This is a genomic window from Methanolobus sediminis (genome assembly GCF_031312595.1).
Lineage (GTDB): Archaea > Halobacteriota > Methanosarcinia > Methanosarcinales > Methanosarcinaceae > Methanolobus > Methanolobus sediminis.
Map to the genome: position 1 here is coordinate 1,169,108 of NZ_CP133592.1, position 21,475 is coordinate 1,190,582.

Here is a 21,475-nt window from a genome sequence, read left to right on the forward strand (position 1 = left end):
CTCACGCAGCCTCAGTTACATTTACAATATCGCAAGCCTCATTGCATGGATACACATACAATTCACCGAAAAGTTCCTTCTGGGCAAGCCAGACTTTCTTTTCGGTTGCAAGGAACAATAATGAAACATAGGTCATGATATTCTCAGACCTGTCATCGGTCATAAGATCAGAAAGGATGACAAATTCGCAGTCTTCAAAGGATTTCTCCAGCATTGCACCCATGTCCCTTACACGCCCAAGAATGTCCTCTTCATGTGCAATTCCAAGGACTTCATCTGTGGTTACAACTGCCCTTTCTTCAATCCTGCGGTGGACACTGCGGTCTTTCCTGCGGGTTTCCACCTTCTCAGCCTTGCGCAGTTCAACGATAAGCTCCTGAAGTGTGACCGGACGGGTCGCCCTGCGCCTGATTGGTAATTTTGGAACAGGATATTCATCCACTTCATAGAAATCCAGCTCAGCATCAAACATGTCAAAGCAGTCATCTTCCTCTTCTTCCTGAACGATTCCCGTTGATTTCATTCGCAGGAGTATCGCTGCATAAAGGAGAGTTCTGCCTGAAATACGTAGATCAAGCATCTGCATGACCTCGATGCGCTCAAGGAACATGTCGGTGACATTTACAATATCAATTTCCCAGGGATTGATAGCGCCATCCTTTGCAAGGTTCATAAGAATCTCAACAGGTTCGCTGAGGACATCTTCCGGAAATTCCAGAAGGGCTTCATCAACACCCAGACCCCTCAAAGTCTCAACGAACTCAGGGTCAATGGTGCATGGTAACGAAACATCAGCTATCTGGGCAATGTCGACTGCCTGAACCATTTCCATATCTTCTGCTATTTCGTTCAACGTAATTTCACTCCCGTAATACTTGTAATGTTATTTTCCTGCATTGCAACACCTATCGTGCGCTCTGCAGCTTCGATCATTGGTTTTCTCAGGGACACAACAATGAACTGTGCATTCTTAACTGCCTTTTTCACACGCTGGGCAACCCTTCCGGCATTTGCTCCGTCAAGGAACATGTCAATCTCATCGAATGCATAGAAAGGCGCCGGCCTGTACTGCTGAATAGCGAAAACAAATGAAAGCGCAGTCAGACTCTTCTCTCCTCCTGACATCGCTTCAAGACGCTGCAGTGTCTTTTCCTTTGGCTGTGCCTTCAGTGTAAGACCACCTGCAAATGGGTCTTCATAATTATCAAGAACAAGCTCACCTATTCCATCGGAAAGCTCGTGGAATATTTCCTTAAATGGCTCATTGATACCATTGTAAGTTTCCATGAAAGTGTCTTTTTTGAGCTGCTCGTACTGTTTTATACGCTCAAGAATCTGCTCCCTTTCAGATGAGAGAGTATCACGCCTGCTTACAAGCTCGTCAAGTCTTGCTTCAACTTCATCATATTCATCAATTGCACGCATGTTCACAGGTTCAAGGCGCTCCATTGCCCTTTCAATAGAAGCTATCCTTGTGCGCACAGTCTCATAATTAGGAACTTCTTCTGTTTCCTCTATACCACGCCTCTGAATCTCTTCGGCAAGATCATTTACCTGCTCATCGAGGGCTTCCTTTGTTGCATTAAGAGCCATCATCTGCCTGTTGCCCTCATCGAACCTGCCCTTGAACTTGTCGAATTCCTTCTTCAATGCAACATGCTCATCATGCATGCGGGCACGTTCCTGCTGCAACTCCTTGAGCTCATCAGCAAGTTCCATTTCACGCTGCTGTTTCTCCTTGAGAGATTCCTCAAGTTCAGCGATCTTATTCTTTAGCTCAGAGACACGCTGCTTATGAGTGCTCTTCTTCTCATCCATGGACTTGATGAGTTCCCTGTTCTCTTCGATCTTATTAGATGCATAATTGCGGTCAAGGTTCAGTGCATTAAGAGTGGATTCAATATCCCTTACACGACCATCCAGACGCCTGATCTCCTCATCAAGCTGCTCAGCCTGCCTGTTGAGTTCAGGAACCTCTGAACCTTCAAGTTTTTCTTCCAGGACCTCAATGTCCTTTTCAAGCGAAACCACAAGTTCTTCCTGCTCCTGCTTCTTTGTGAGTGTGGCATCCATCTCAACTCTTAGCTGCTTGCGGGCTTCCTCGATCTCTGCAAGTTCGTGGCTCTTAGCCTCAATGAGCTGTTCAAGACGCTCGCCCCTACCTTCGATCTCCTCAAGCTGCATCTGCTTCTTGGAGATTTCCTTATCGTGCTCGTGAATCTCACGATTGATCTGAGCAATGTGCCCTTCAACCTGATCCAGTTTCTTGATTGCGTTGCTGCGTTTGGAATCAAGTTCGGTGATCTGTTCAGCTATTCTCACAAGTTTATCCTTTTCAGATGCGGCAAAGGAAAGACCGGACTGCTGCTGCTGGGAACCTCCAACCATTGCACCGCTCTTCTCAATGACTTCACCTTCAAGAGTAACCATTCGCAGGCCACCCATTAAGCGACGTGCATTCGTCAAGGTATCAACAATAAGTGTATCCCTGAAAACATACCAGAAAGCAGCTTCAAATTTGTTATCAAAATCAATAAGGTCAATTGCATAGCCAATCACACCTTCCCTATCAGAAAGGTCCTTGTACGGCCTGCGGGATTCCATTTTATTCAGTGGAAGGAAAGTTGCCCTACCACCACGCCTCTGCTTCAGGAAAGAGATCGCTCTTGCAGCGTCCTCATCATTCTCAACCACTACAGCCTGCATACGTCCACCGGCTGCAATTCCCAGCGCATTGGAATACTTCTGGTCAACACTGCCAAGCTCTGCAATCGTCCCGTAAATACCTGGAAGACCATGGTGTTTTTTCTCATTCATCACCATGTCAACTGCTTTGGAATACTTACTGTGGTCCTCTGCTGCCCTGACACGAACCTCGATCCTTGCATAATCATTCTCATGTTTTCGAAGCTCGTCCTCAAATTCCTTTACAATAACTTTTAACTGGGAACGTGAGAACTCAAGATCATCCATGTCCTTGGTCAGGGCATCGATCTTCTCATTGAGTTTATCAATATCATATTCTACGGATTTTGTGTCGCTACCTGAAGATTCTGCTTTTGACTTCGCATCTGCGATCTCGCTCTCAATGTCCCTTGCCTCAACAGACTTTCTCCTCTGGGCATCAAGCAGGCGGTCTTCCTGGCGCATGAGTTCATTTTTCTCATTCTTCACAGCTTCGAGCCGGGATTTCAGTTTACTCAATTCATCGCGGGTCTGGGCAAATTTAGCATCAACATCAGCAATCTTACTTTGCAGAAGCATGCGTTCAGTTTTGCGCTCGGACATCTCAGCAAGGATACTTTCCTTACGCATTGTTTCTTCTGAAATCTTAGAATCCAGTTCCTCAAGCTTGCCTTTGATCTCATCGATCTCTACAAAAGCTTTCCTTCTTCTGGATTCTACATCCTCCATCTCCTTTTCAGAGATCTCGATGGTGTCCATACACCTTGAAACTTCACCGCGGATGCCCTCTATATCCTTCTTGATCTGGATCTGCTCATCCTCACCCATTCTCTGGATGTTCAGGGTCATTTCCTCAAGTTCCTGCTCGAGCTTATCCACAGCAACTCTCTTGGCCTCGAGGTCAACTTCAAGTTTGGCAAGGACTTCTTCTTTTGCAAGAATATCGTCAGCAACATTTGTGAGTTCAACCTTGGCATCCTTCAGCTTTGCCAGCAAAACGAAGCCTTCAAACTTCATTTTCTCTTCTTTGAGAGACTGGTATTTGAGAGCCTGGTCACGTTCTGTCTTTAGCTTTTCAAGCTGCTGACCAACCTCTTCAATGATAATGTCGACTCTTTCAACTCTCTCACGCACGATCTCAAGTTCGCTGAGTGCCCTGTCTCTCTTGCTGTCAAATTCAGCAACACCGGCAATCTCGTCTATAATCTTACGTCTCTCACCGGCTGTCATGTTGATGATACGGGTGACATCTCCCTGCATCACAACGTTGTATCCTTCAGGAGTTACACGGGCCTTTGCAAGATAATTGTGAACATCAGTAAGGCTTACAGCCTTACCGTTGAAATAGAAATAACTGTAATAACCGGAATCAGTTTCCCTAATCTTCCTTGTGATCGAGATCTCATCAGCATCAAAAGGCATTTCACGATCAACATTGTCAAAACGAATGGTAACCTGGGCAAAATCAGGTTTTTTAGAGCCTTCTCCATTGTATATGAGATCGGTGAGCTTTTCGGCTCTCAGGGTTCTGGAACTTGAAAGACCCAGCACAAAGAGAATACCGTCTATTATGTTAGACTTACCACTACCATTAGGGCCGGAAATAGTGGTGAAACCATCAAAAAAAGGTATTTTTACCTTTTTCCCGAAGGATTTGAAGTTTATAAACTCAAGTTCCTTGATATGCACGTGATTCCTCTGTTTTTATGAAAGGTTATTTTCGTCGTGTGGTAGTCATTATTACCGCATCTTCAGATTCACGCGCCTCTATGGAGTCGTAATCAGAATCTTCATTATTATGGATATTATCATTGCGTGAAGCTGGCTTGTCCTCTTCAGCAACGATATAACTGCAGGAGTCTCTTTCCTGGCGTGATGTCCTGTTGATTCTCATCTGGCGTTCATCATCGGTTTCTGCAATAATATATTCAGATCTTGGTTCAGGTTCTGGCATTTCGGGACGCTTCACAGAAGGAACTTCTCTCACATTAAAACGCATATTTGATGGTTGAGAGGTTGCTGTTTGTCTGGAAATTGATTCTGGTTCTGCGGACCTGATGGAAACCTTTGGATTTGACTGGCTTGCATAAGATGCGGGTTCTTTAGGAACTGAGGGGTTTGACGGAGGAAACATCGATGAAGGTGATACACTCTTAAGTTGGGAAGTACTGGCTGAAGCTGAAACAGGTTTTGGTTCCGGCCTGTAAACTCTGGGACTTGAGTATTCAACAGGTGCTGCCTCTGAAACTGGCTTTTCAACCTTAGGTGCAGGATTAGGTGTTAAATTAGGTGTTAGATTTGATGAAAGATCTGGTGTGGCTTTTGGCTCAACTTTCCTTTCTTTTGAAACTGAAACCTCTTTCAGTGACCTGATCATTGATTTCTGATCAAGAAGCTCATCCATTATCCCGTTAAGATTACTGCTTATGGACTGGACCTTACGTTCAAGCTGAGCAATGCGATTATTAAAATCAAGGTCGTTCTTGAGATCACTTCTGATCTCACGGAGTATAGACTCTCGGAGATTGGTTTTAATATCGTCTAGTTCTGCTTCTTTTTCCTTGAGCTGCCGCTCAAGGCGTTCAATGACAAAGTCCCTGTTTTCAGTGTTCATGAAAAGCCTCGCAAATCCATTCAGTCCCTCATCGCGGTTACGCGAAAATACCACGTTAATATATGAATAAAAGTATAATATACCTTATGGTTGTCTCTTGTATTTTATTCAAGCAATAAATAATTATTTAATTTGATTGGCGTTTCACCGGTTTCACCCAGCTTTATCGGCCAGTTTACCGGGAGAATATTGCAGAAGTATTCGTAATAGGATCTTTTTCAACCGCAAATACATGGTCTGCAGAATCTATCAATGACTCATCGTGAGATACAATGAGTATCTGAGCAACCCCTATATCCCTCATCATATCAACAAGTTTGATGAGCTGGTGCACATGTCCGCGGTCAAGGAAAACCGTCGGTTCATCCATAATAAGAGGTGGAAGACCTTCTCTTGCATGTGTTGAACTTCCAAGGGACAATAAACGATAGATTGCACAACGAAGCACCAGGTTAAAGAGCGCCCTTTCACCACCACTGAGAAGTTTGGGTTCAAGCGCAGTTCCGTCCTTCTCAAAAACAGTCAGGTTGTAATCAGCATCCAGCATCACATGAGAATATGCATTATTGGAATACATGAATGTGAAGATCTCATTGATGAGAGTATCAAGCGTCTGGATATTACTTGAACGCAACTGAGCCCGGATACGCATATACATACTCTCAAGGTTTTCAGCATCCGAGTACACAGCCCGCAGGAAATCACCTTTATTCTGAAGCACAGTAAGACCTTTCTTCATATCAGAAAGTCTTTTACGGTCATTTTCAGCCATACCTGCCTTCTTCATAACTTCATCCTTTTCGAGTTTCAGTTTACCGATCATGGAATTGATATTCTCAAAAGCAGTATTGTATTTCTTACTCAGGATTTCCAGTTCCTTCTTATCAAACTCACCAATACTCTTATCAATCTCAGCAAGTGATTCCTTCTTTTCACCGATCTGAGCATCGAACAAAGAAACCATTTCCTGAATGCCTTTTATTTTATCATTCATCTGCAGGATCTCAGAGTTTATCTTTTCAGATTCACCAAGCGCCTTCTGCATTTCCCTGAGAAAACCAAGTTTTTCAAGCACTGAAGCATGCTCTTTCTGTATAGAATCCTCATCCTGCTTTATCTGCTGAATTGCCGCATTAGTTCCTTCAAGGGATTTCTCCAGCGACTCCTTATCAGTCAGTAATTCCTTTATCCTGGCCTCATCATTCTTAATACGAAGTCCGTATTCCTCAATTCTCTTCTCATCACGCTCGATTGCTTCCTTTTCAGCCCCAATATCCCGAAGAACACTGTCAATATCAGACTTACAGCTTCTTGCAGACTTTATTTTCTCAACCCGTGCTTCCGTTTCAGTCTGCTTAACCTGCAACTCTGAAAGTTCAGTTTCAAGCTTTACAAGCGCCTCATCATCCTCAACAGTGGATTGCTCCACACAGGAACCTTTCAGTTCCTGACCACACGTCGGGCACTTTCCGGCTTCCAACAGCTTTTTTGATCTTTCAAGCCGGGCTTTCAATTCTGAGATCTTTACCTTCAGCTCAGACTGCAGACCATGGAACCTTTTCTGCTGGTCATTTACAAGATCAAGAAATTCATCGATATTTTCAAGTTTCTCAAGACTGAATCCAAGAGAGGAAACTTTAGAAACAATCTCCTTACGCGTGCTCTCAAGTTCAGCGATCTTAAGTTTATGATTTTTAGTTTCGGCATGAACAGATTCTATTCTGGACTGCACATCCGCCGTCCCATCCTCAAGAGCCTTTACCTGTTTTTCAGCATCTTTTATCGATTGCCCCGTGTTGAGAATGTCTTTTTCAGCAACAGCCTTCCTGCTCTTCACTTCAGCCAGCCTGTCACGAACGGAACGTTCTTCCTCATCCGTTTTAGCTACAAGAGAATCAGCTTCCTTTGAATCAACAGAAAGTTTTGATTCAATTTCAGACACACGTGCTTTTTTCAGTTCAAGAGTTTCCCTGCGTGAGCGAATATCTTTTGAAAGAGTGTCAATAGAAACGAAAGAACGGGACTTGCGGTCTGCAAGTTCCTTTATCTGCTGCTGCACAGCTTCTTTTTTGGATGAAAGCTCACTTAATTCTGACAGCTTCTTTGTAACCTCATCAATAAGACTGCGTGCCTGATCCCTTTTCTCATTCAGGGATGAGATTTCTTCATCAATCTGCAATGACCTTGTCCTCAGGGTTGCCAGCCTTCCGCTTGGGTCTGAATCCTCAATAAGCTGAATCTCTGCATTGAGTTCTTTAATCCGCCTTTCATTGTCTCTCTGGTGCCTTCCCACACCGACCCTTGCACTTGAAGCCCTCTCCCTGTATTCCTCCAGTTTTCCAAGTTGCAGCAGGTCATCGATCATTTTCTGGCGGTCTTTTGGTTTGGAGTTAATCAGTACATCGATCTCGCCCTGCCTGATGTAAACACAATTGCGGTACGCCTCCTCATTCATATTAAGAAGGGAAGTAACTGCCTCATAGGTACGGGAAGCCTGATCGAATATTATCTCTCCATCCCTCTTGAAAACAGATTTAGTATTGGAAGCACGTCCTTTTTCAGGGTCGTTCCTGAAAGACTGCTCCACGGAATAAGCATGACCATTCTGCTCGAATTCAAGCAATATTGACGCCTTTGAAGCACCTTTTGTTATGATATCAGAAAGAACGAATTCCTTATCCAGAGTCTTGCTCCCGAAAAGTCCTGTAAAACATGCCTCAAGAAGACTGGATTTCCCGCTCCCGTTCACACCTGAAACTACAGTTACCCCATCCTTAAAAGACAGGTCAAGCTCTTTGTAGCTCCTGATGTTCTCAACTTTCAGGCGTTTTAGCATCACAGATAATCACCCAGATTGTACTGTCGTGGTTTTGGAGTATCCTCATTCTTCTTATTCTCAGCAGATGGCTTCTTTTCATCACGGGTTACAGTTTCAGCCGGTTCTGCATTCTGCTCTGATGCTGTATCTGAACCAGAATCAGATACTTCGATCTCAGAATTCTCGTAAGGATTTTCATCATCACTTTCATAAACCGTTTTTTCGTCTTCCACAAGCCCAGAGGATACTTCTGGAGCCTTAACTGTTTCAGAGGAGGAAACGGGAGTTTCATTAATAGACTGCAACTCCTTTTCATTGGAGTTTTCAGAAAACGGTTCATCAACAGAAACTGAAACCGGAACAGGATTTGTAAAATCGATCTTTTCCAGAAGCTCACCCAGTTTAAGTTCTGCCTCGTCTCCCATCCGGGTCTTGGCTATCTGGGAATCCCTTATCATATCATCAAGAAGCAGACCCCCTGAAGTGAGATTCATTTTCCGGATCTCTTCTTTGATAACATCATCAGGATCTGAGAAAACCACTTTCAGAGATGGGTCATTCAGGGTGTCAACTCCTGCTCTCAAGTCCTTTATTCCGGGGACAAGAGCTCCTCTTGAAATGAGGAACTTCTCTATTTCACTGAAATCAAGCCGGGCTTTTACATCACCTGAAAGCTCAACGAACACGACCTTATCATGAATGTCGTGTTCCATTATAGCATTAAAAACATCTTCAAGGGCATTTGGTCCTTCATTCACATCCACTGGAATGAACAGGAAATCCCTGGTAGGAATGATCCTTTTGCTAATCTCTATACCGCTGTCCCTTATTGTGACTATGTTATATGACCTTGGTTCGCGTTCTGATGTACTGTTCCTCTCCGTACTTCCCGGATAGGTGACCCACGTACCATCAACCTTGGTGATCTCATACTTGTGATTATCACCAAGAAGCACTGCATGTATATCAAAAGGAATGGAATCGATTACTTCTTTTATGTCCCAGTCACCGAATGAGAATGGTTTTACAAGCTGGTGCATCACAAGCAGATTGTAACGTGCATCAGTGATCATACCATCAAATATGGAATAATCAAAAAGAGGAATCTTTGTCTTGGCAATACTGTCAATGCCATATATAGCCACATCTCCAAGCCTGTAAGGCTCGTTACTGAGTCTGGTCACAAGTCCCAGACTGCTGTAAAGGTCAAGCCATTGTGTATTCTGCTTGCTTTCATGGTTTCCAACTATCGCAAGCAATGGGATGCCGGTACTTTTAAGCCTGGAAAAAAGTCCCATTGCATCAAGAATGTCATCCAGTGTGGGATTACGCGAGTCAAACAGGTCACCTGCATGTATTACAGCATCCACACCCATATCAATAGCATCATCCACCACAGCAGAAAAGGCATTAAGAAAATCCTTCCGACGAACATCGCTGTGATATTGCCGGTATCCAAGATGTGTATCCCCTGTGTGGATTATCCTTATCTCATCCATCAGGGATTATGATATGTTTTTGTGATTTTTAATTCTTTGGGCAATTATTAGAATATGCCATCATATTATTGTATATAGATATATTTACAATTTGTTTTTATATAATAAATGCATAATAATACACCGGGCATCATGGATGAAAAAGGACAGATCACTATAGATTATCTTATCAGCGTAACCATTTTCCTGTTTGCAGTTGCTTTTGTGTTTAATTACACGTCAGGAATATTCACGCCTTTTAATTCTAATTCTGATGAAGTTACCCTTGTTGCCGACAGGGTATCAACTGTCCTTGTGGAAAAGATCCTGAGCGAAGGTGATGAGAATGTACCCAACATGGTGAACAAAACAAAAGTTGAAACTTTTTTCACAGAACTTGATGATACTAACTATGAAAGTACTGTAAGTGATCTGGGAATGACCGGTTCATACATATCATACAATCTAAACGTCACCCTCGAAAATGAAACCGGTATCGTAGCTATGGCAGGAAAGGAAATGCCATCCGGTGTGAACATAGGCCAGACAAAAAGGATAATCCTGTTGAAATATTCAGACACAGGTACCAGAGAGACAGCCATTCTCTCATTCAGGGTGTGGTAATGATGTTCAAAAAACCTTTTCAAAAAAGATTCGACACCTGCGGGCAGATGCATTCCCTTGAGGCATTAATGGCCTCGCTAATAATGATCGGGGTCATCGTTTTTGCAGTCGAGGCAACCTCGCTAACACCCCTCACATCATCCACTGCGAACGCACATATTGAAGCCCAGTTGCAGACCATGGGTCAGGATATGCTTAACGTTCTCTCCTATACAGGACTCAGCCATGATTCTGACCTAAAGAATGATGTAATGAACTGGAATGGTACCGAATATGTATGGAATGGGACGGTGTACAAATCAAGCGATTCCAAGAATATAACGCTCACTAACAGTTCCCTTGCAGAGATGTTCGAGTTCATAGCGATTCCAAGAGGAATTGCCCATAATGTAGACTTTACATGTATCGGTGATAACGGGATCACAATTACACTGCCTTACATCTACAATGGAGACCCTTCTGATAACGCAGTCATAATATCGAAAAAAGTGGTCCTTTCAGACACCGATGTCGGTAACACGTCAGCCTTCATGACGAACACAGGAATACCTGATGCCGACAACAGCAGTGGTTTCTACAACATAGTCAATGTCGAGATGACACTCTGGAGAATGTGACCCATCGGAGCGTAAAAGAATGAAAAGATATGATGATAAAGCACAGCTATTACTCCTTGCAGGTTTTGCAGTAGGAGTTGGTATTGTAGTGCTCACCATTATGTTGAACAATGTGATATATGCAAGTAACATCGCATCAGAATCAAGCATTGACACTGCACGCTACGATATCTCAAATGCACTTGAAATGACAACACAGGCATATGAGAATGCATACCAATCTGCTAGTGTGAATGGGTCGGTAGATAACGTAACATTCGAGCAGGAGCTTGAAATCTTTGCTGAAACAGCTTCAAAAAGTTATGCCATATCAGGACATACATTTAGTATTGAGAACAGTGCACGATATGACCCATACATGACACAGAATGGACTTGCCAGTGGAAAGGATGACTGGACTATCGTTAGCAATATAAATACTACCGATGAATTTGTGCTAGATATTCCAGATGTTTCCAAGCTGGGTAACAGTTCAAACAGCCTGATGATAACTGCAACTAACAGTACAGGACTCCTTTGGTCCATTGAGATATACAACTCCAGCGGACAAAGATACTTTGTTGTTAAAGACCATAACATGTCAATAATAGAAAATGGAACTACTGTTTTTGATATCAATGTAACAGGAGAGAGCTCATACAAATTCATTGATAACACGCAAGGGAAAGATTATTCCATTAATATCATTGGAGGGAGCAATACAATCGCACTCTTCACCCTCATAGGGAACCACACTACTGGCGAACCATTCACCTTCATAAGGCACTATGTTGCAGAACCAACAGTGACCATTTATTCCAGTGATGTGAGTATCACACGCAGCCTCCCTATTTCATTACCAGGGAGGATATCATGACCATCCGTAGCCTGAGAGAAGACGACAGTGCAGTATCCATTACTGTAGGATTCATCCTTACATTCTCGATTACCGTGATCATACTTGTGACAATACTCAGTTCATTCTATTCCCTGATGAACACAGCAGAACAGACTGTCATGAGAGAGGAGTTCGAAATCCATGCCAATGACATAGCTGTACGTATAGCGACAATCGACACTATGATAGGAACTGCTTCCCACTCTGGGTCAGAAGTTGATGAACTAAAGTATGAAATATCTCTGCCTGAAAGGATAGCTGGAAAGACGTATTCAATTGAGTTCGATAACAGCACAAAAGATATTGTTTTCATCTCACAGGACAGGAAAGAGACCAGGATCAAAGTACCTTATTACACAGAGAACACGATAGTATATTCAACTACATTGCAAAGCTCAAAGGGTGAATACACAATAGAATATGACCCCGATATCAATGCAATGATCATATCCTGAGGGACTAAAATGAGAAAGACAGGAAAGAAGAGCATATTAGTTTCCGATGATGCACTTACCGAAGTTGTGGATTTCGTCATCACACTTGGAATAATGCTTCTGGCGATAAGTGTCATTGGTCTTGCAGGATACCCTCTAATTGAACATATGAAAGAGTCTGGGCACATAGATAATATAAAGCAAAGTTTTGCCGTACTTGCACCCAACATGAACAAGATAGTGACCGGCAAAGCACCTTCACAATCTGTAGAACTGAAAATGTATAGTGGAGGAGGCGTATTTGTCACAGGGACCAGTTACATGAATATTACTATGGATACATGGAATGAAACAACATCTGCCACAGAAACAGTGTCTCATGAGAGACAATTACGTATGGTACAAAATGAATACAGGGACACAACAATAGCCTACGAGAACACAGGCACATGGGCAAGATACCCACCTGGGGAATCGGTTGTTGTGACCGAACCCAACATTGCATACGACAACAATTCAATGGTCATCCCCATGGTAACTATCACAGGCAACAGTGGGATGTCAGGTTCAGGGCTTATCAGAGTTATTGCAGATGGCGGGCAACTTGCAGTTGGTAGGTATGAGAATGTTTCAAGAGTTCAGATAACAATATCCAGCGAATACTATGATGCATGGGAGAGATATCTGGGTGATTCGATAGGCATGCACACAGTTGACATCAATTCAAGTTCACATACTGTGAGTATGGAAAAGAACTACAGCCAGAATATAGACGTATTGGTGACAATTTCCCCTATGAGCGTTACCATTGAATGAGAAAGTTCGGAGAGGCCATATCATGAAAAACTTCCTGAGATCAGAAAAAGCTGTTTCAGCACTAATGGGAATGATGATCATACTCGCACTAACTATCACATCCATTAGTGTGATCTTTCTTTATGGCGTACCGACGATATATGATATGGAGGATATGGCAAATGCCCAGAAAGTTGAACAGGCATTCACAGTGTTCGACTCCAGAACCAGTAAGGTAGCACTCGGAGAATCACCAAGCCAGACAACATCATTCTCCATGATGGATGGCAGCATTGAAGTAAATGGAGACAGTGATTCTTATAATGAAAGTGAGATAGTCATTATCTGTGTAAATATGAGTGCTTCGTGGTACAATAATACGTTTAAATCAAACAAAAATAAATGGAAAGCATGGGAACCACATGTGAATGAAAGTGGAATGAATGTGATCAGCTCATCCATGGGAAGTATAACCTATACCAATGATAATCGTATCATCGGTTATGAAGGCGGTGGTGTGTGGTCAAAATATCCTACTGGCAAAGCAGTAATGATATCTCCTCCAGAGTTCCATTACAATGGTGAAACATTGACCTTGCCAATAATGAAGATAAATGGAACCGAAATGTCCAGTGGAAATGCAGACGTATCTATTACTGTCAGTTCCGACAACACGCCATTTGTAATGTACCCGGACCCTTCAGCAGACTACAGGAGGGTTAATCCCCTGACTGTAGATAAAGTAATCATTTACATAAAGAGTGAATTCTACAGCGCATGGGCGGACTATGCAAATACACTTACATATACCAGCGCAACAACCGATGATGAAAATAAAACAGCGGTCATCGAGCTACAAGTAATTCCTGCAATGGGAAAAGATACACTGAAATCAAATTTCAAAATTGGAGCGGTGAATCAGGATAACACTGCACCTATGTGGGATTTCAGTTTTGACCTTGGAGCCAGATCATCAAATGAGCTTAACTCACTGGACTATGATATAATTGCAACATCGGGAACTAAAACACTTACATACCACATTCAAAAGAAAAATGGGGCTGATCAGCTTATACTTGACCTTATTTATGAAGATACGTCACTAAGTATGGACGCCGAGAAATGGACAAGTGTTGGAGCATTTAATGTAACAGGTGATAAAGAAGATGCAGAATCAGCCGTTGATCTGCTCTCCACAACATTGAATATGACATATGAGGAAGATACCGATTTTTCATGGGAGAACATCAATTATACAAAAACAAATAACGATGAACTCCCACTCAATAATTTAACCCAACATTATATGAAAGCTCTTACCCTGGATGGATCAGTGATATTCAACATCGTTACCAATGGTAACTCCGACCCAGTAGACTACGATGAATCAACCATTACATTGAACTATGATGGAATGCCGGGAAGTATCACATATCTCCACGTAAGCAGGAATGACCTTGTAGCTACCTTGGACTAAGAGATAAATAAAAATAAGCCATAACTATTTTTTTATATAATAACATTATTATATATCATGAGGAACTATGAGAGACGATTATGGGCAGATGCACATAGATTATCTAATAGGCATCGCTATTTTCCTGACAAGTGTCATTTTTGTATTTACATATACTACAGGTCTTTTCACTCCATTCCAATCGAATTCGGATGAAGTGACACTAATAGCTGACAGGATAGCAACTAACCTCATAGAACAGAACATGAGTGCTGAAAGCATACGTACACCGAATATGCTTAGCAGCACAAAAGTTGATGATTTTTTTAATAGTGGAGATTATGAGAGTAAAATCAATCACTATGGAATGAAAAGTTCATACCTGCATTATGACTTCAATGTAACGTTAGATAATATTGATACAGGAACATTTTATTCTACAGGGAAAACACTGCCTGTATATGGAAATATAGGCCAGACTAAAAGGATAGTTATTATCCAAGATGATACTACAGGGGATGAAACTCTTGGAATACTGGCTGTGAGGGTGTGGTAAAATAAGTAGCAGAACGGACAGGTCGCTCAGAGCAGAAATCTCTGCACAGTTGCATACACTTGAAGCCCTGATAGTAGTTGTAATCATAACAGGTATAATCATCTTCACTGTTCAGGCAACATCCCTTACTCCCCTTACATCATCAACTGCAAATGCACACATAGAAGCACAGCTACAGACAATCGGACAGGATATACTGACTGTGCTGGACCATACTTCTCAGGGACAGAACTCGAGCCTTAAAGAGGATATATTGAACTGGAACGGAGAAGAATATACCTGGAATTCAACAGCCTATCACTCAGAACAGAATAATACACTCTCAGCAAGTTCAACCGCAGATATACTACAAACTGTGATTGTATCAAAAGGCATTGCCCACAATGTTGAATTCACATACATCAGTGAATCCGAATCAGTAGTGACTCTTCCATATATTTACAGTGGTGAACCTTCAGATAATGCAGTAACAATATCCAGAAGAGTTCTATTATCAAATTCAGATATGTCAAATAGCTCTACGTTCCAATCAAATACGGGCATACCGGATGCAGATAAAAGTACCGATTTCTATAATCTCATAGATGTAAAAATGACATTGTGGAGAATGTGAAGGCGATCCTATGAAAAGACTGGATGAACACGGACAGATGATATTGATTGCTGGTTTTATAATAGGCATAGGGATCGTAGTCCTTACCGTCATGCTCAACAATATTATCTATGCCAGTAACACTGCATCAGAATCCAGCATAGAAACAAATGTCTTTGATTATTCAAATGTTGTTGATACTACCATTGAAGCCTATGAGAAAGCATATGCAAATAATAACACATTCGATGCCTACATGGACAGTTACTCGGAGCAAATGGTGAAAAGCTATTCTCTTTCAGGATTCATATTCACACTTGATACAGGCGCATTACAGGATGCGTATTTTACAGAAAATGGCCTTGACGATGGAAATGATGATTGGATCGTTATTGAAAGGGTAAACTATACAGATTTGTTCTTATTGGGTAGTCTCAATGCATCTGCCCTGGGAAATGAATCAAATAAATTTGTAATAGAAGTCAATAATCAATCCGGGAACACAATCTGGTCAGCTAGTATTTTCAATTCGAGCAATGGCAACATCAACCTTACAGTATACGATGGAAGTTACATACTAAATTCAGAAAACAGTTCATTTAGTGAGATCAATATCACAAACAATAAAATTGACGAAGATGAAACTAATTTATTTGATTTTCATTTCAATAACCAGACAGCAAACCAAACATACAGTATCAAATTCATAAACGGAAGCAAGGTCATGGGAACTTTCCTCATAGAAGGTGACCTTGTCAACGGAAACTCATTCTATATTGAAAGAGTAGAAGTGGTCAATAGTAATATAAAGCTCAACAAGAACGGACATCTTGAGATCAATGCAACAATACCGATCACTCTTCCCAGGGGGCATGTCTAATGTTGCCTTTCAGAGAAGATGAAAAAGCTGTGTCAATATCTGTGGGCTTTGTACTTACCCTTTCAATAACCGTAATAACAATGATGGTCGTCATCAGTTCGTTCTATACCATGATGGACAGGGCAGAACAGACCATCATGAGAGATGAGTTCGAGATACATGGGAACGATATGGCTTTACAGTTATCCAATATTGACACTGCAGTGCAGATTACCAGAAATGCAGGAGGAGATGTTGGAAGTTTTTATTTCAAACTATCACTTCCGGATGAGATTGCCGGCCAGCAATATTCTATGGAGATATCAAATCAGACAAATGAGATCATATTCGAATCACATGGAAAAGATGCCACGCGTGTAAAAGTGCCATATCAGGTACAAGAAGTAGAAGTTGCATCTGTGAAATTGTTCAGTGGGTCGAACGAATTTGTATTGAATTATGACCCATCCTCTAACATGATAGAAGTATATTAAAGGAGAGTTGCATGAAACAACACACTATTGTGAAAGATGATAGCGCAGTGTCCGAAATGGTGGACTATAGCATCATCCTGAGTATCATACTTCTTGCAACTGCCATCATTACTGTAGCTGGTGTACCCATGCTGAAACATATGCAGGAAGTCCAGCATATAGAGAATATGGAACAAAGCTTTGAGGTACTTGCTATGAATATGAACAAAGTGGTGTTCGGAAACGCTCCTTCCCAATCCGTTGAACTGAAAATGTATGGAGGAACTTTGTCTTTAACCGGTGACAATTATATTAGTATTGACCTGCAGGTATGGAATTCTTCTTCAAACACTACAGAAATGACATCCACCGGCGTTTATGAAGTTAAAAACATAGAGAACAGTTATCTTGATACAAGCATTTCTTATGAAAATACTGGCGTATGGGCAAAATATGAAAATGGTGGAGTCGTGATGTTATCTGAGCCACGTATCACCTACGCAAACAATGTAATGGTGATACCCGTTACTAATGTAGATGGATATGATTCCCTATCAGGATCCGGTCTTGTCAGAGTGACTGCGGACGCAAACAGTAAAAAAATATACAAATATGAAAATGTCTCAATGGTTAACATATCCGTCACAAGTGATTACTATGCAGCATGGGGTCGATACCTTAATGAAACCATTCAAATGCCAATAGTTGTGGAAGATAGTAATAATAGAACTGTGAACTGTAGTAAAAATACCAATGTTGATGTATACATAATATATTCACCCATGAAAGTTACAATCGACTAGGTGTCAGAGAAGGTGAAGGTCTTGAAAAAGATGTGGAAAAATAATATGGCGGTGTCATCTGTCGTTGGCATTACAATAATACTTACTATTACTTTGTTGTCTATAGGTCTAATGATACTATACACTGCCCCTATTATAAGTGAAACACAGGATATGGCCAAAACCCAGAAGATTGAACAGGCATTTACGGTTCTTGATTCAAGAACAAGTAAAGCATCACTTGGTGAGTCTCCCCTCCAGACAACCTCACTTACTCTTATGGGAGGAAATATAGAAGTTAATGGGAACAATGAATCCTACAACAATAGCAAGATGATGATTATATTCCTGCACTCTGACTCATCCTGGTATGACAGTTTCTACCAGAACCATAATTACTGGAATGCATGGGAAAGTTATGAGAGCAACTATCTGAATGATTTTACAGGGATTGAGACTTCCATGGGATCAGTGAGATATTATCTGGATGACAGAGAGATTGCCTATGAGGGCGGTGGAGTCTGGTCTAAATATCCCGGAGGAGGAACAATAATGACCTCACCTCCTGAATTTCATTACAACGGTGAGACTATGACCTTGCCAATTGTGAAAGTACGGGGAAATGACTCTATAAGCGGAAGTTCTGATGTTAATATCGAAATAAAATCATCAAATATTCCTGCAATCCTCTATCCCAATACCACCACAAATGCTAATTTTACAAATCCCATTAGAGCTAACCAGTTACTGATATACATCAAAAGCGATTTTTATGAAGGATGGGCCACATATGCGGAAACCCTCACATCCACCACCGCAACTCTTGATCATGAGAACAAGACAGCCATTATTGAGATGAATGCTGAACCTAAAATGGGAACATTTTCTCCTTTACCAGAGTATTTTGATATTTATTCTCTGAATCACACTAACCCCACACCACTTGACAATTTCTCATTGTATTTATATACAAGTGGTGATTCAAGTCAGTTTGTGGCCTCGGGAATGACTATAACCGCCACGGCTGGAACAAAAACATTAACGTATGAAATTAGGCAAAAACCGGGATCCAACCCGCCCATAATACTACTGAAAAGTAGCTCTTATGGAATCAAATATACTGATAGTTCAGTAGAAGGACTTAACGAAATATGGGAAACAAATCCGGGCAGTAGTTTTCCTATTAACGAATCAGGTGGTCAAGGAGGTAGTGCAGAGACAAATACCACAATAGATCTTCTTAGTGATACTTTCCTGATGTATTACGACAGCTCAGATAATGATTTCTCCTGGGGTCCTGTTGGCTCCAATTCTACAACTCCAGACCTAATGATAACAGATAGCACAAATAGTACCCAGTCATTGAATAACATTACCCAGCATTACATGAGACTTCTAGCACAGGAGGGCAAGATCACGGTTCATGTTGAGCAGGACCCCAGTAATAAAATCGAGTATGACATGTCCTCATACACTCTTGATTATGATGCAGAAGGAGCCATTCTTACCTACCTGCATATAACAAATAACGAGCTTGATGTTACGCTGAGTTGAGAAACTAGCAGTCTCACAGAAATCCTTAAATCAACCCCGACCATTAAGAAATCCCATAAGGTGAAATTCATGAAGAAAGCAATCATTGAGACCGATAAAGGAAATATTGTCCTTGAATTGTTCGAGAAGGACGCACCAAAGACTGTTGCAAACTTTGAGAAACTCATTAAGGAAGGATTCTATGACGGACTTACTTTCCACAGAGTTATTCCAAACTTCGTTATCCAGGGTGGATGCCCAAGAGGAGACGGAACCGGCGGACCGGGATACTCAATAAAATGTGAAACAAAGGGCAACCCACGCAAACACGGCAAAGGCGCACTTTCAATGGCACACGCAGGTAAGGACACCGGCGGAAGCCAGTTCTTCATCACACACTCTCCACAGCCACACCTTGATGGCGTACACACCGTCTTCGGTCAGGTAATCGAAGGCCAGGATGTCGTCAACAAGATCAAGGCAAGAGACAAGATGAACAAAGTCACTGTCGTCGAAGAATAATTGTTTTGTTTTGGCAGCTTTTGTGCTGCTACTCTCTTTTTTTTAAGATACATTTTTAATCTACCGGATTATTTCTGTAATAATAGAATATTTCGATAATCAAAATACTCCTTAACTTAACAGTATCATTATCAGGAAAATTACTTATATCAGAATGAGGAAGTTAGCGTTATGTGGTCGACAACATAACGCATATTTTATGGATATTTTACGTTAAGTTCGGCTGACTGCATGCAGGAAGGTAGTAATTATGACATTTAACAAAAAACTAATTCTGGCTATTGCAGCCATACTTACTCTTGTGGTATTCGTAAGCGGCTGTACCGACACCGGTACAACAGGCGAAGATGTAGGAACTGACGTAAATACCGATAGTGCCTCAGGTGAAGTAACGACCATCACGGTATCAGCAGCAGCAAGCCTTACAGAAGCATTCACAGAACTATGGACTGTTTTTGAGGAAGAGAATCCAGACATTAAGGTATCCTACAACTTTGCAGGATCAGGTTCACTCCGAATGCAGATAGAAGCAGGCGCACCAATTGACGTGTTCGCATCAGCATCACAGAGCCATATGAATATATTAAGTAATGAATCCCTTATTGTTGAAGAATCAAGAAAGGACTTTGCATCAAACACAGTTGTTTTGATAACACCTGCTGACAGTGAACTGAATATTACAGGACCAGAAGACCTCCTGTCAGATAATGTTGATAAAATAAGTGTAGGAAACCCAGATACTGCGCCTGTTGGAAAATACACAATCGAGGCACTTGAAGAAGCAGGCCTCTGGGATGAGCTTAAATCAAAAAATGTGCCTGCAGAGAACGTCAAACAGATACTTGTATATACTGAAATAGGAGAAGTTGATGCGGGATTTGTCTACAGCACAGACGCAGCAACAGCAGATGAAGGAACAATCGAGGTAAAAGCAACCGTTCCAACTGTAACCCCTATCAGCTATCCGATAGCAGTGGTTGCATCATCAGAACATCAGACGGAAGCACAGACATTTGTAGACTTTGTCACATCTGATGAAGGAAGGACAATCCTGCAGTCTTACGGATTCACAGCTTAAAAGGAAAATAATAATGTTCGACCAGATTGGATTTCCCCTGCTGATCACACTTAAGATCGCCGGTCTGTCCACATTAATTGTGGCAATAATAGGAATGATGATATCATACATACTTGCAAGACGTGATTTTCGCGGGAAATGGCTGGCCGACATTGTTGTAACTTTACCCCTTGTACTCCCTCCCACAGTAACAGGTTACCTTCTGGTAGTCTTGCTTGGGAAAAAAGGAGTGCTGGGGAGTATTTTATACAACTTCACAGGATGGAGCATAGTATTTACCTGGCAGGCAGCAGTAATTGCAGCTTTTGTTGTATCCCTGCCGCTTATGGTCAAAACCACCACTGCAGCCATAGAAGCAGTGGACAGGGAATACGAATATGCGGCTTTCACCCTTGGAAGAAAAGAACTTGACACTGCCCTCTTCATAACTCTCCCGCTTGCAAAGAAAGGCATACTTGCAGGAATAGTCCTCAGTTTTGCAAGGGCAGTTGGAGAGTTCGGTGCAACACTTATGTTTGCCGGAAACATCCCCGGAAGAACTAACACAATGTCAATTTCAATATACAGCGCATTCCAGGCAGGAAACAATGAACTTGCCAACATGCTGGTCATTATACTGATAGTAATGTCCCTGCTTTCAATGGCCATAACTGCAAAGGTCATCAATAGCTGGAAAATATAA

Annotated in this window: 20 protein-coding genes; 15 read left to right on the forward strand and 5 right to left on the reverse strand. The window is 41.8% G+C overall.

Annotation, left to right across the window (positions count from 1 at the left end; translation table 11 throughout):
* Position 1: 1 nt before the first annotated feature.
* The 5 genes from RE474_RS05675 to RE474_RS05695 all read right to left on the reverse strand — a co-directional run bounded on the left by RE474_RS05675 (position 2) and on the right by RE474_RS05695 (position 9,616).
* Positions 2-853, reverse strand: coding sequence for a segregation/condensation protein A (locus RE474_RS05675; protein ID WP_309311997.1), 852 nt, complete (start codon positions 851-853; stop codon positions 2-4).
* Positions 850-4,374: a chromosome segregation protein SMC gene (gene smc / locus RE474_RS05680; RefSeq protein WP_309311998.1), complete on the reverse strand. Its 3,525-nt coding sequence runs from the start codon at positions 4,372-4,374 to the stop codon at positions 850-852. Before smc ends, RE474_RS05675 begins: the two co-directional genes overlap by 4 nt.
* 25 nt (positions 4,375-4,399) lie before the next feature.
* Positions 4,400-5,299, reverse strand: a complete 900-nt coding sequence (locus RE474_RS05685) for a hypothetical protein (RefSeq protein WP_309311999.1) — start codon at positions 5,297-5,299, stop codon at positions 4,400-4,402.
* A gap of 175 nt (positions 5,300-5,474) precedes the next feature.
* Entirely contained in the window at positions 5,475-8,135 is a 2,661-nt protein-coding gene (locus RE474_RS05690) for an AAA family ATPase (RefSeq protein ID WP_309312209.1), read from the reverse strand.
* Positions 8,135-9,616 (reverse strand): metallophosphoesterase, encoded by a 1,482-nt coding sequence (locus RE474_RS05695; protein WP_309312000.1) that lies wholly within the window; start codon positions 9,614-9,616, stop codon positions 8,135-8,137. Before RE474_RS05695 ends, RE474_RS05690 begins: the two co-directional genes overlap by 1 nt.
* Positions 9,617-9,724: 108 nt before the next feature.
* Here RE474_RS05695 and RE474_RS05700 point away from each other — a divergent pair, with 108 nt between their 5' ends.
* The 15 genes from RE474_RS05700 (at position 9,725) to modB (ending at position 21,475) form a co-directional block, all read left to right on the forward strand.
* The gene (locus tag RE474_RS05700; RefSeq protein ID WP_309312001.1) at positions 9,725-10,219 is read left to right on the forward strand and encodes a DUF7287 family protein; all 495 of its coding nucleotides are present in this window, start codon (positions 9,725-9,727) and stop codon (positions 10,217-10,219) included.
* A complete protein-coding gene (locus RE474_RS05705) occupies positions 10,219-10,836 on the forward strand; it encodes a DUF7288 family protein (protein WP_309312002.1) in 618 nt (205 codons plus the stop codon). Before RE474_RS05700 ends, RE474_RS05705 begins: the two co-directional genes overlap by 1 nt.
* Positions 10,837-10,855: 19 nt before the next feature.
* Entirely contained in the window at positions 10,856-11,692 is an 837-nt protein-coding gene (locus RE474_RS05710; protein WP_309312003.1) for a DUF7261 family protein, read from the forward strand.
* Positions 11,689-12,168 (forward strand): DUF7266 family protein, encoded by a 480-nt coding sequence (locus RE474_RS05715; RefSeq protein WP_309312004.1) that lies wholly within the window; start codon positions 11,689-11,691, stop codon positions 12,166-12,168. The genes RE474_RS05710 and RE474_RS05715 overlap by 4 nt, the downstream gene beginning before the upstream one ends.
* A 9-nt stretch (positions 12,169-12,177) precedes the next feature.
* Positions 12,178-12,963 (forward strand): DUF7289 family protein, encoded by a 786-nt coding sequence (locus RE474_RS05720; RefSeq protein ID WP_309312005.1) that lies wholly within the window; start codon positions 12,178-12,180, stop codon positions 12,961-12,963.
* A 22-nt stretch (positions 12,964-12,985) separates the two neighbouring features.
* Positions 12,986-14,419: a DUF7289 family protein gene (locus tag RE474_RS05725; RefSeq protein ID WP_309312006.1), complete on the forward strand. Its 1,434-nt coding sequence runs from the start codon at positions 12,986-12,988 to the stop codon at positions 14,417-14,419.
* Between the two features lie 67 nt (positions 14,420-14,486).
* A complete protein-coding gene (locus RE474_RS05730; RefSeq protein ID WP_309312007.1) occupies positions 14,487-14,954 on the forward strand; it encodes a DUF7287 family protein in 468 nt (155 codons plus the stop codon).
* A 49-nt stretch (positions 14,955-15,003) separates the two neighbouring features.
* Complete coding sequence (locus RE474_RS05735) at positions 15,004-15,567, forward strand: DUF7288 family protein (protein WP_309312008.1); 564 nt, start codon at positions 15,004-15,006, stop codon at positions 15,565-15,567.
* 10 nt (positions 15,568-15,577) lie between these two features.
* Entirely contained in the window at positions 15,578-16,426 is an 849-nt protein-coding gene (locus RE474_RS05740; RefSeq protein WP_309312009.1) for a hypothetical protein, read from the forward strand.
* The gene (locus RE474_RS05745; protein WP_309312010.1) at positions 16,426-16,899 is read left to right on the forward strand and encodes a DUF7266 family protein; all 474 of its coding nucleotides are present in this window, start codon (positions 16,426-16,428) and stop codon (positions 16,897-16,899) included. The genes RE474_RS05740 and RE474_RS05745 overlap by 1 nt, the downstream gene beginning before the upstream one ends.
* Before the next feature lie 11 nt (positions 16,900-16,910).
* Positions 16,911-17,681, forward strand: a complete 771-nt coding sequence (locus tag RE474_RS05750; RefSeq protein ID WP_309312011.1) for a DUF7289 family protein — start codon at positions 16,911-16,913, stop codon at positions 17,679-17,681.
* 30 nt (positions 17,682-17,711) lie between these two features.
* Positions 17,712-19,214 carry a DUF7289 family protein gene (locus RE474_RS05755; RefSeq protein WP_438861587.1) on the forward strand — a complete coding sequence of 501 codons (1,503 nt, stop codon included), beginning with the start codon at positions 17,712-17,714 and terminating at the stop codon, positions 19,212-19,214.
* A 69-nt stretch (positions 19,215-19,283) separates the two neighbouring features.
* The gene (locus RE474_RS05760) at positions 19,284-19,715 is read left to right on the forward strand and encodes a peptidylprolyl isomerase (protein WP_309312013.1); all 432 of its coding nucleotides are present in this window, start codon (positions 19,284-19,286) and stop codon (positions 19,713-19,715) included.
* Between the two features lie 250 nt (positions 19,716-19,965).
* Positions 19,966-20,793, forward strand: a complete 828-nt coding sequence (gene modA / locus RE474_RS05765; RefSeq protein WP_309312014.1) for a molybdate ABC transporter substrate-binding protein — start codon at positions 19,966-19,968, stop codon at positions 20,791-20,793.
* 13 nt (positions 20,794-20,806) lie between these two features.
* Complete coding sequence (modB, locus tag RE474_RS05770) at positions 20,807-21,475, forward strand: molybdate ABC transporter permease subunit (protein ID WP_309312015.1); 669 nt, start codon at positions 20,807-20,809, stop codon at positions 21,473-21,475.

Coding starts and splice junctions, on each gene's coding strand:
- modA (WP_309312014.1), top strand. CDS start 19,966: ATGACATTTAACAAAAAACTAATTCTGGCTATTGCAGCCATACTTACT.
- RE474_RS05745 (WP_309312010.1), top strand. CDS start 16,426: ATGTTGCCTTTCAGAGAAGATGAAAAAGCTGTGTCAATATCTGTGGGC.
- RE474_RS05685 (WP_309311999.1), bottom strand. CDS start 5,299: ATGAACACTGAAAACAGGGACTTTGTCATTGAACGCCTTGAGCGGCAG.
- RE474_RS05725 (WP_309312006.1), top strand. CDS start 12,986: ATGAAAAACTTCCTGAGATCAGAAAAAGCTGTTTCAGCACTAATGGGA.
- RE474_RS05710 (WP_309312003.1), top strand. CDS start 10,856: ATGAAAAGATATGATGATAAAGCACAGCTATTACTCCTTGCAGGTTTT.
- RE474_RS05690 (WP_309312209.1), bottom strand. CDS start 8,135: ATGCTAAAACGCCTGAAAGTTGAGAACATCAGGAGCTACAAAGAGCTT.
- RE474_RS05720 (WP_309312005.1), top strand. CDS start 12,178: ATGAGAAAGACAGGAAAGAAGAGCATATTAGTTTCCGATGATGCACTT.
- RE474_RS05750 (WP_309312011.1), top strand. CDS start 16,911: ATGAAACAACACACTATTGTGAAAGATGATAGCGCAGTGTCCGAAATG.
- RE474_RS05705 (WP_309312002.1), top strand. CDS start 10,219: ATGATGTTCAAAAAACCTTTTCAAAAAAGATTCGACACCTGCGGGCAG.
- RE474_RS05755 (WP_438861587.1), top strand. CDS start 17,712: ATGTGGAAAAATAATATGGCGGTGTCATCTGTCGTTGGCATTACAATA.
- RE474_RS05715 (WP_309312004.1), top strand. CDS start 11,689: ATGACCATCCGTAGCCTGAGAGAAGACGACAGTGCAGTATCCATTACT.
- RE474_RS05760 (WP_309312013.1), top strand. CDS start 19,284: ATGAAGAAAGCAATCATTGAGACCGATAAAGGAAATATTGTCCTTGAA.
- RE474_RS05700 (WP_309312001.1), top strand. CDS start 9,725: ATGCATAATAATACACCGGGCATCATGGATGAAAAAGGACAGATCACT.
- RE474_RS05730 (WP_309312007.1), top strand. CDS start 14,487: ATGAGAGACGATTATGGGCAGATGCACATAGATTATCTAATAGGCATC.
- RE474_RS05740 (WP_309312009.1), top strand. CDS start 15,578: ATGAAAAGACTGGATGAACACGGACAGATGATATTGATTGCTGGTTTT.
- modB (WP_309312015.1), top strand. CDS start 20,807: ATGTTCGACCAGATTGGATTTCCCCTGCTGATCACACTTAAGATCGCC.
- RE474_RS05695 (WP_309312000.1), bottom strand. CDS start 9,616: ATGGATGAGATAAGGATAATCCACACAGGGGATACACATCTTGGATAC.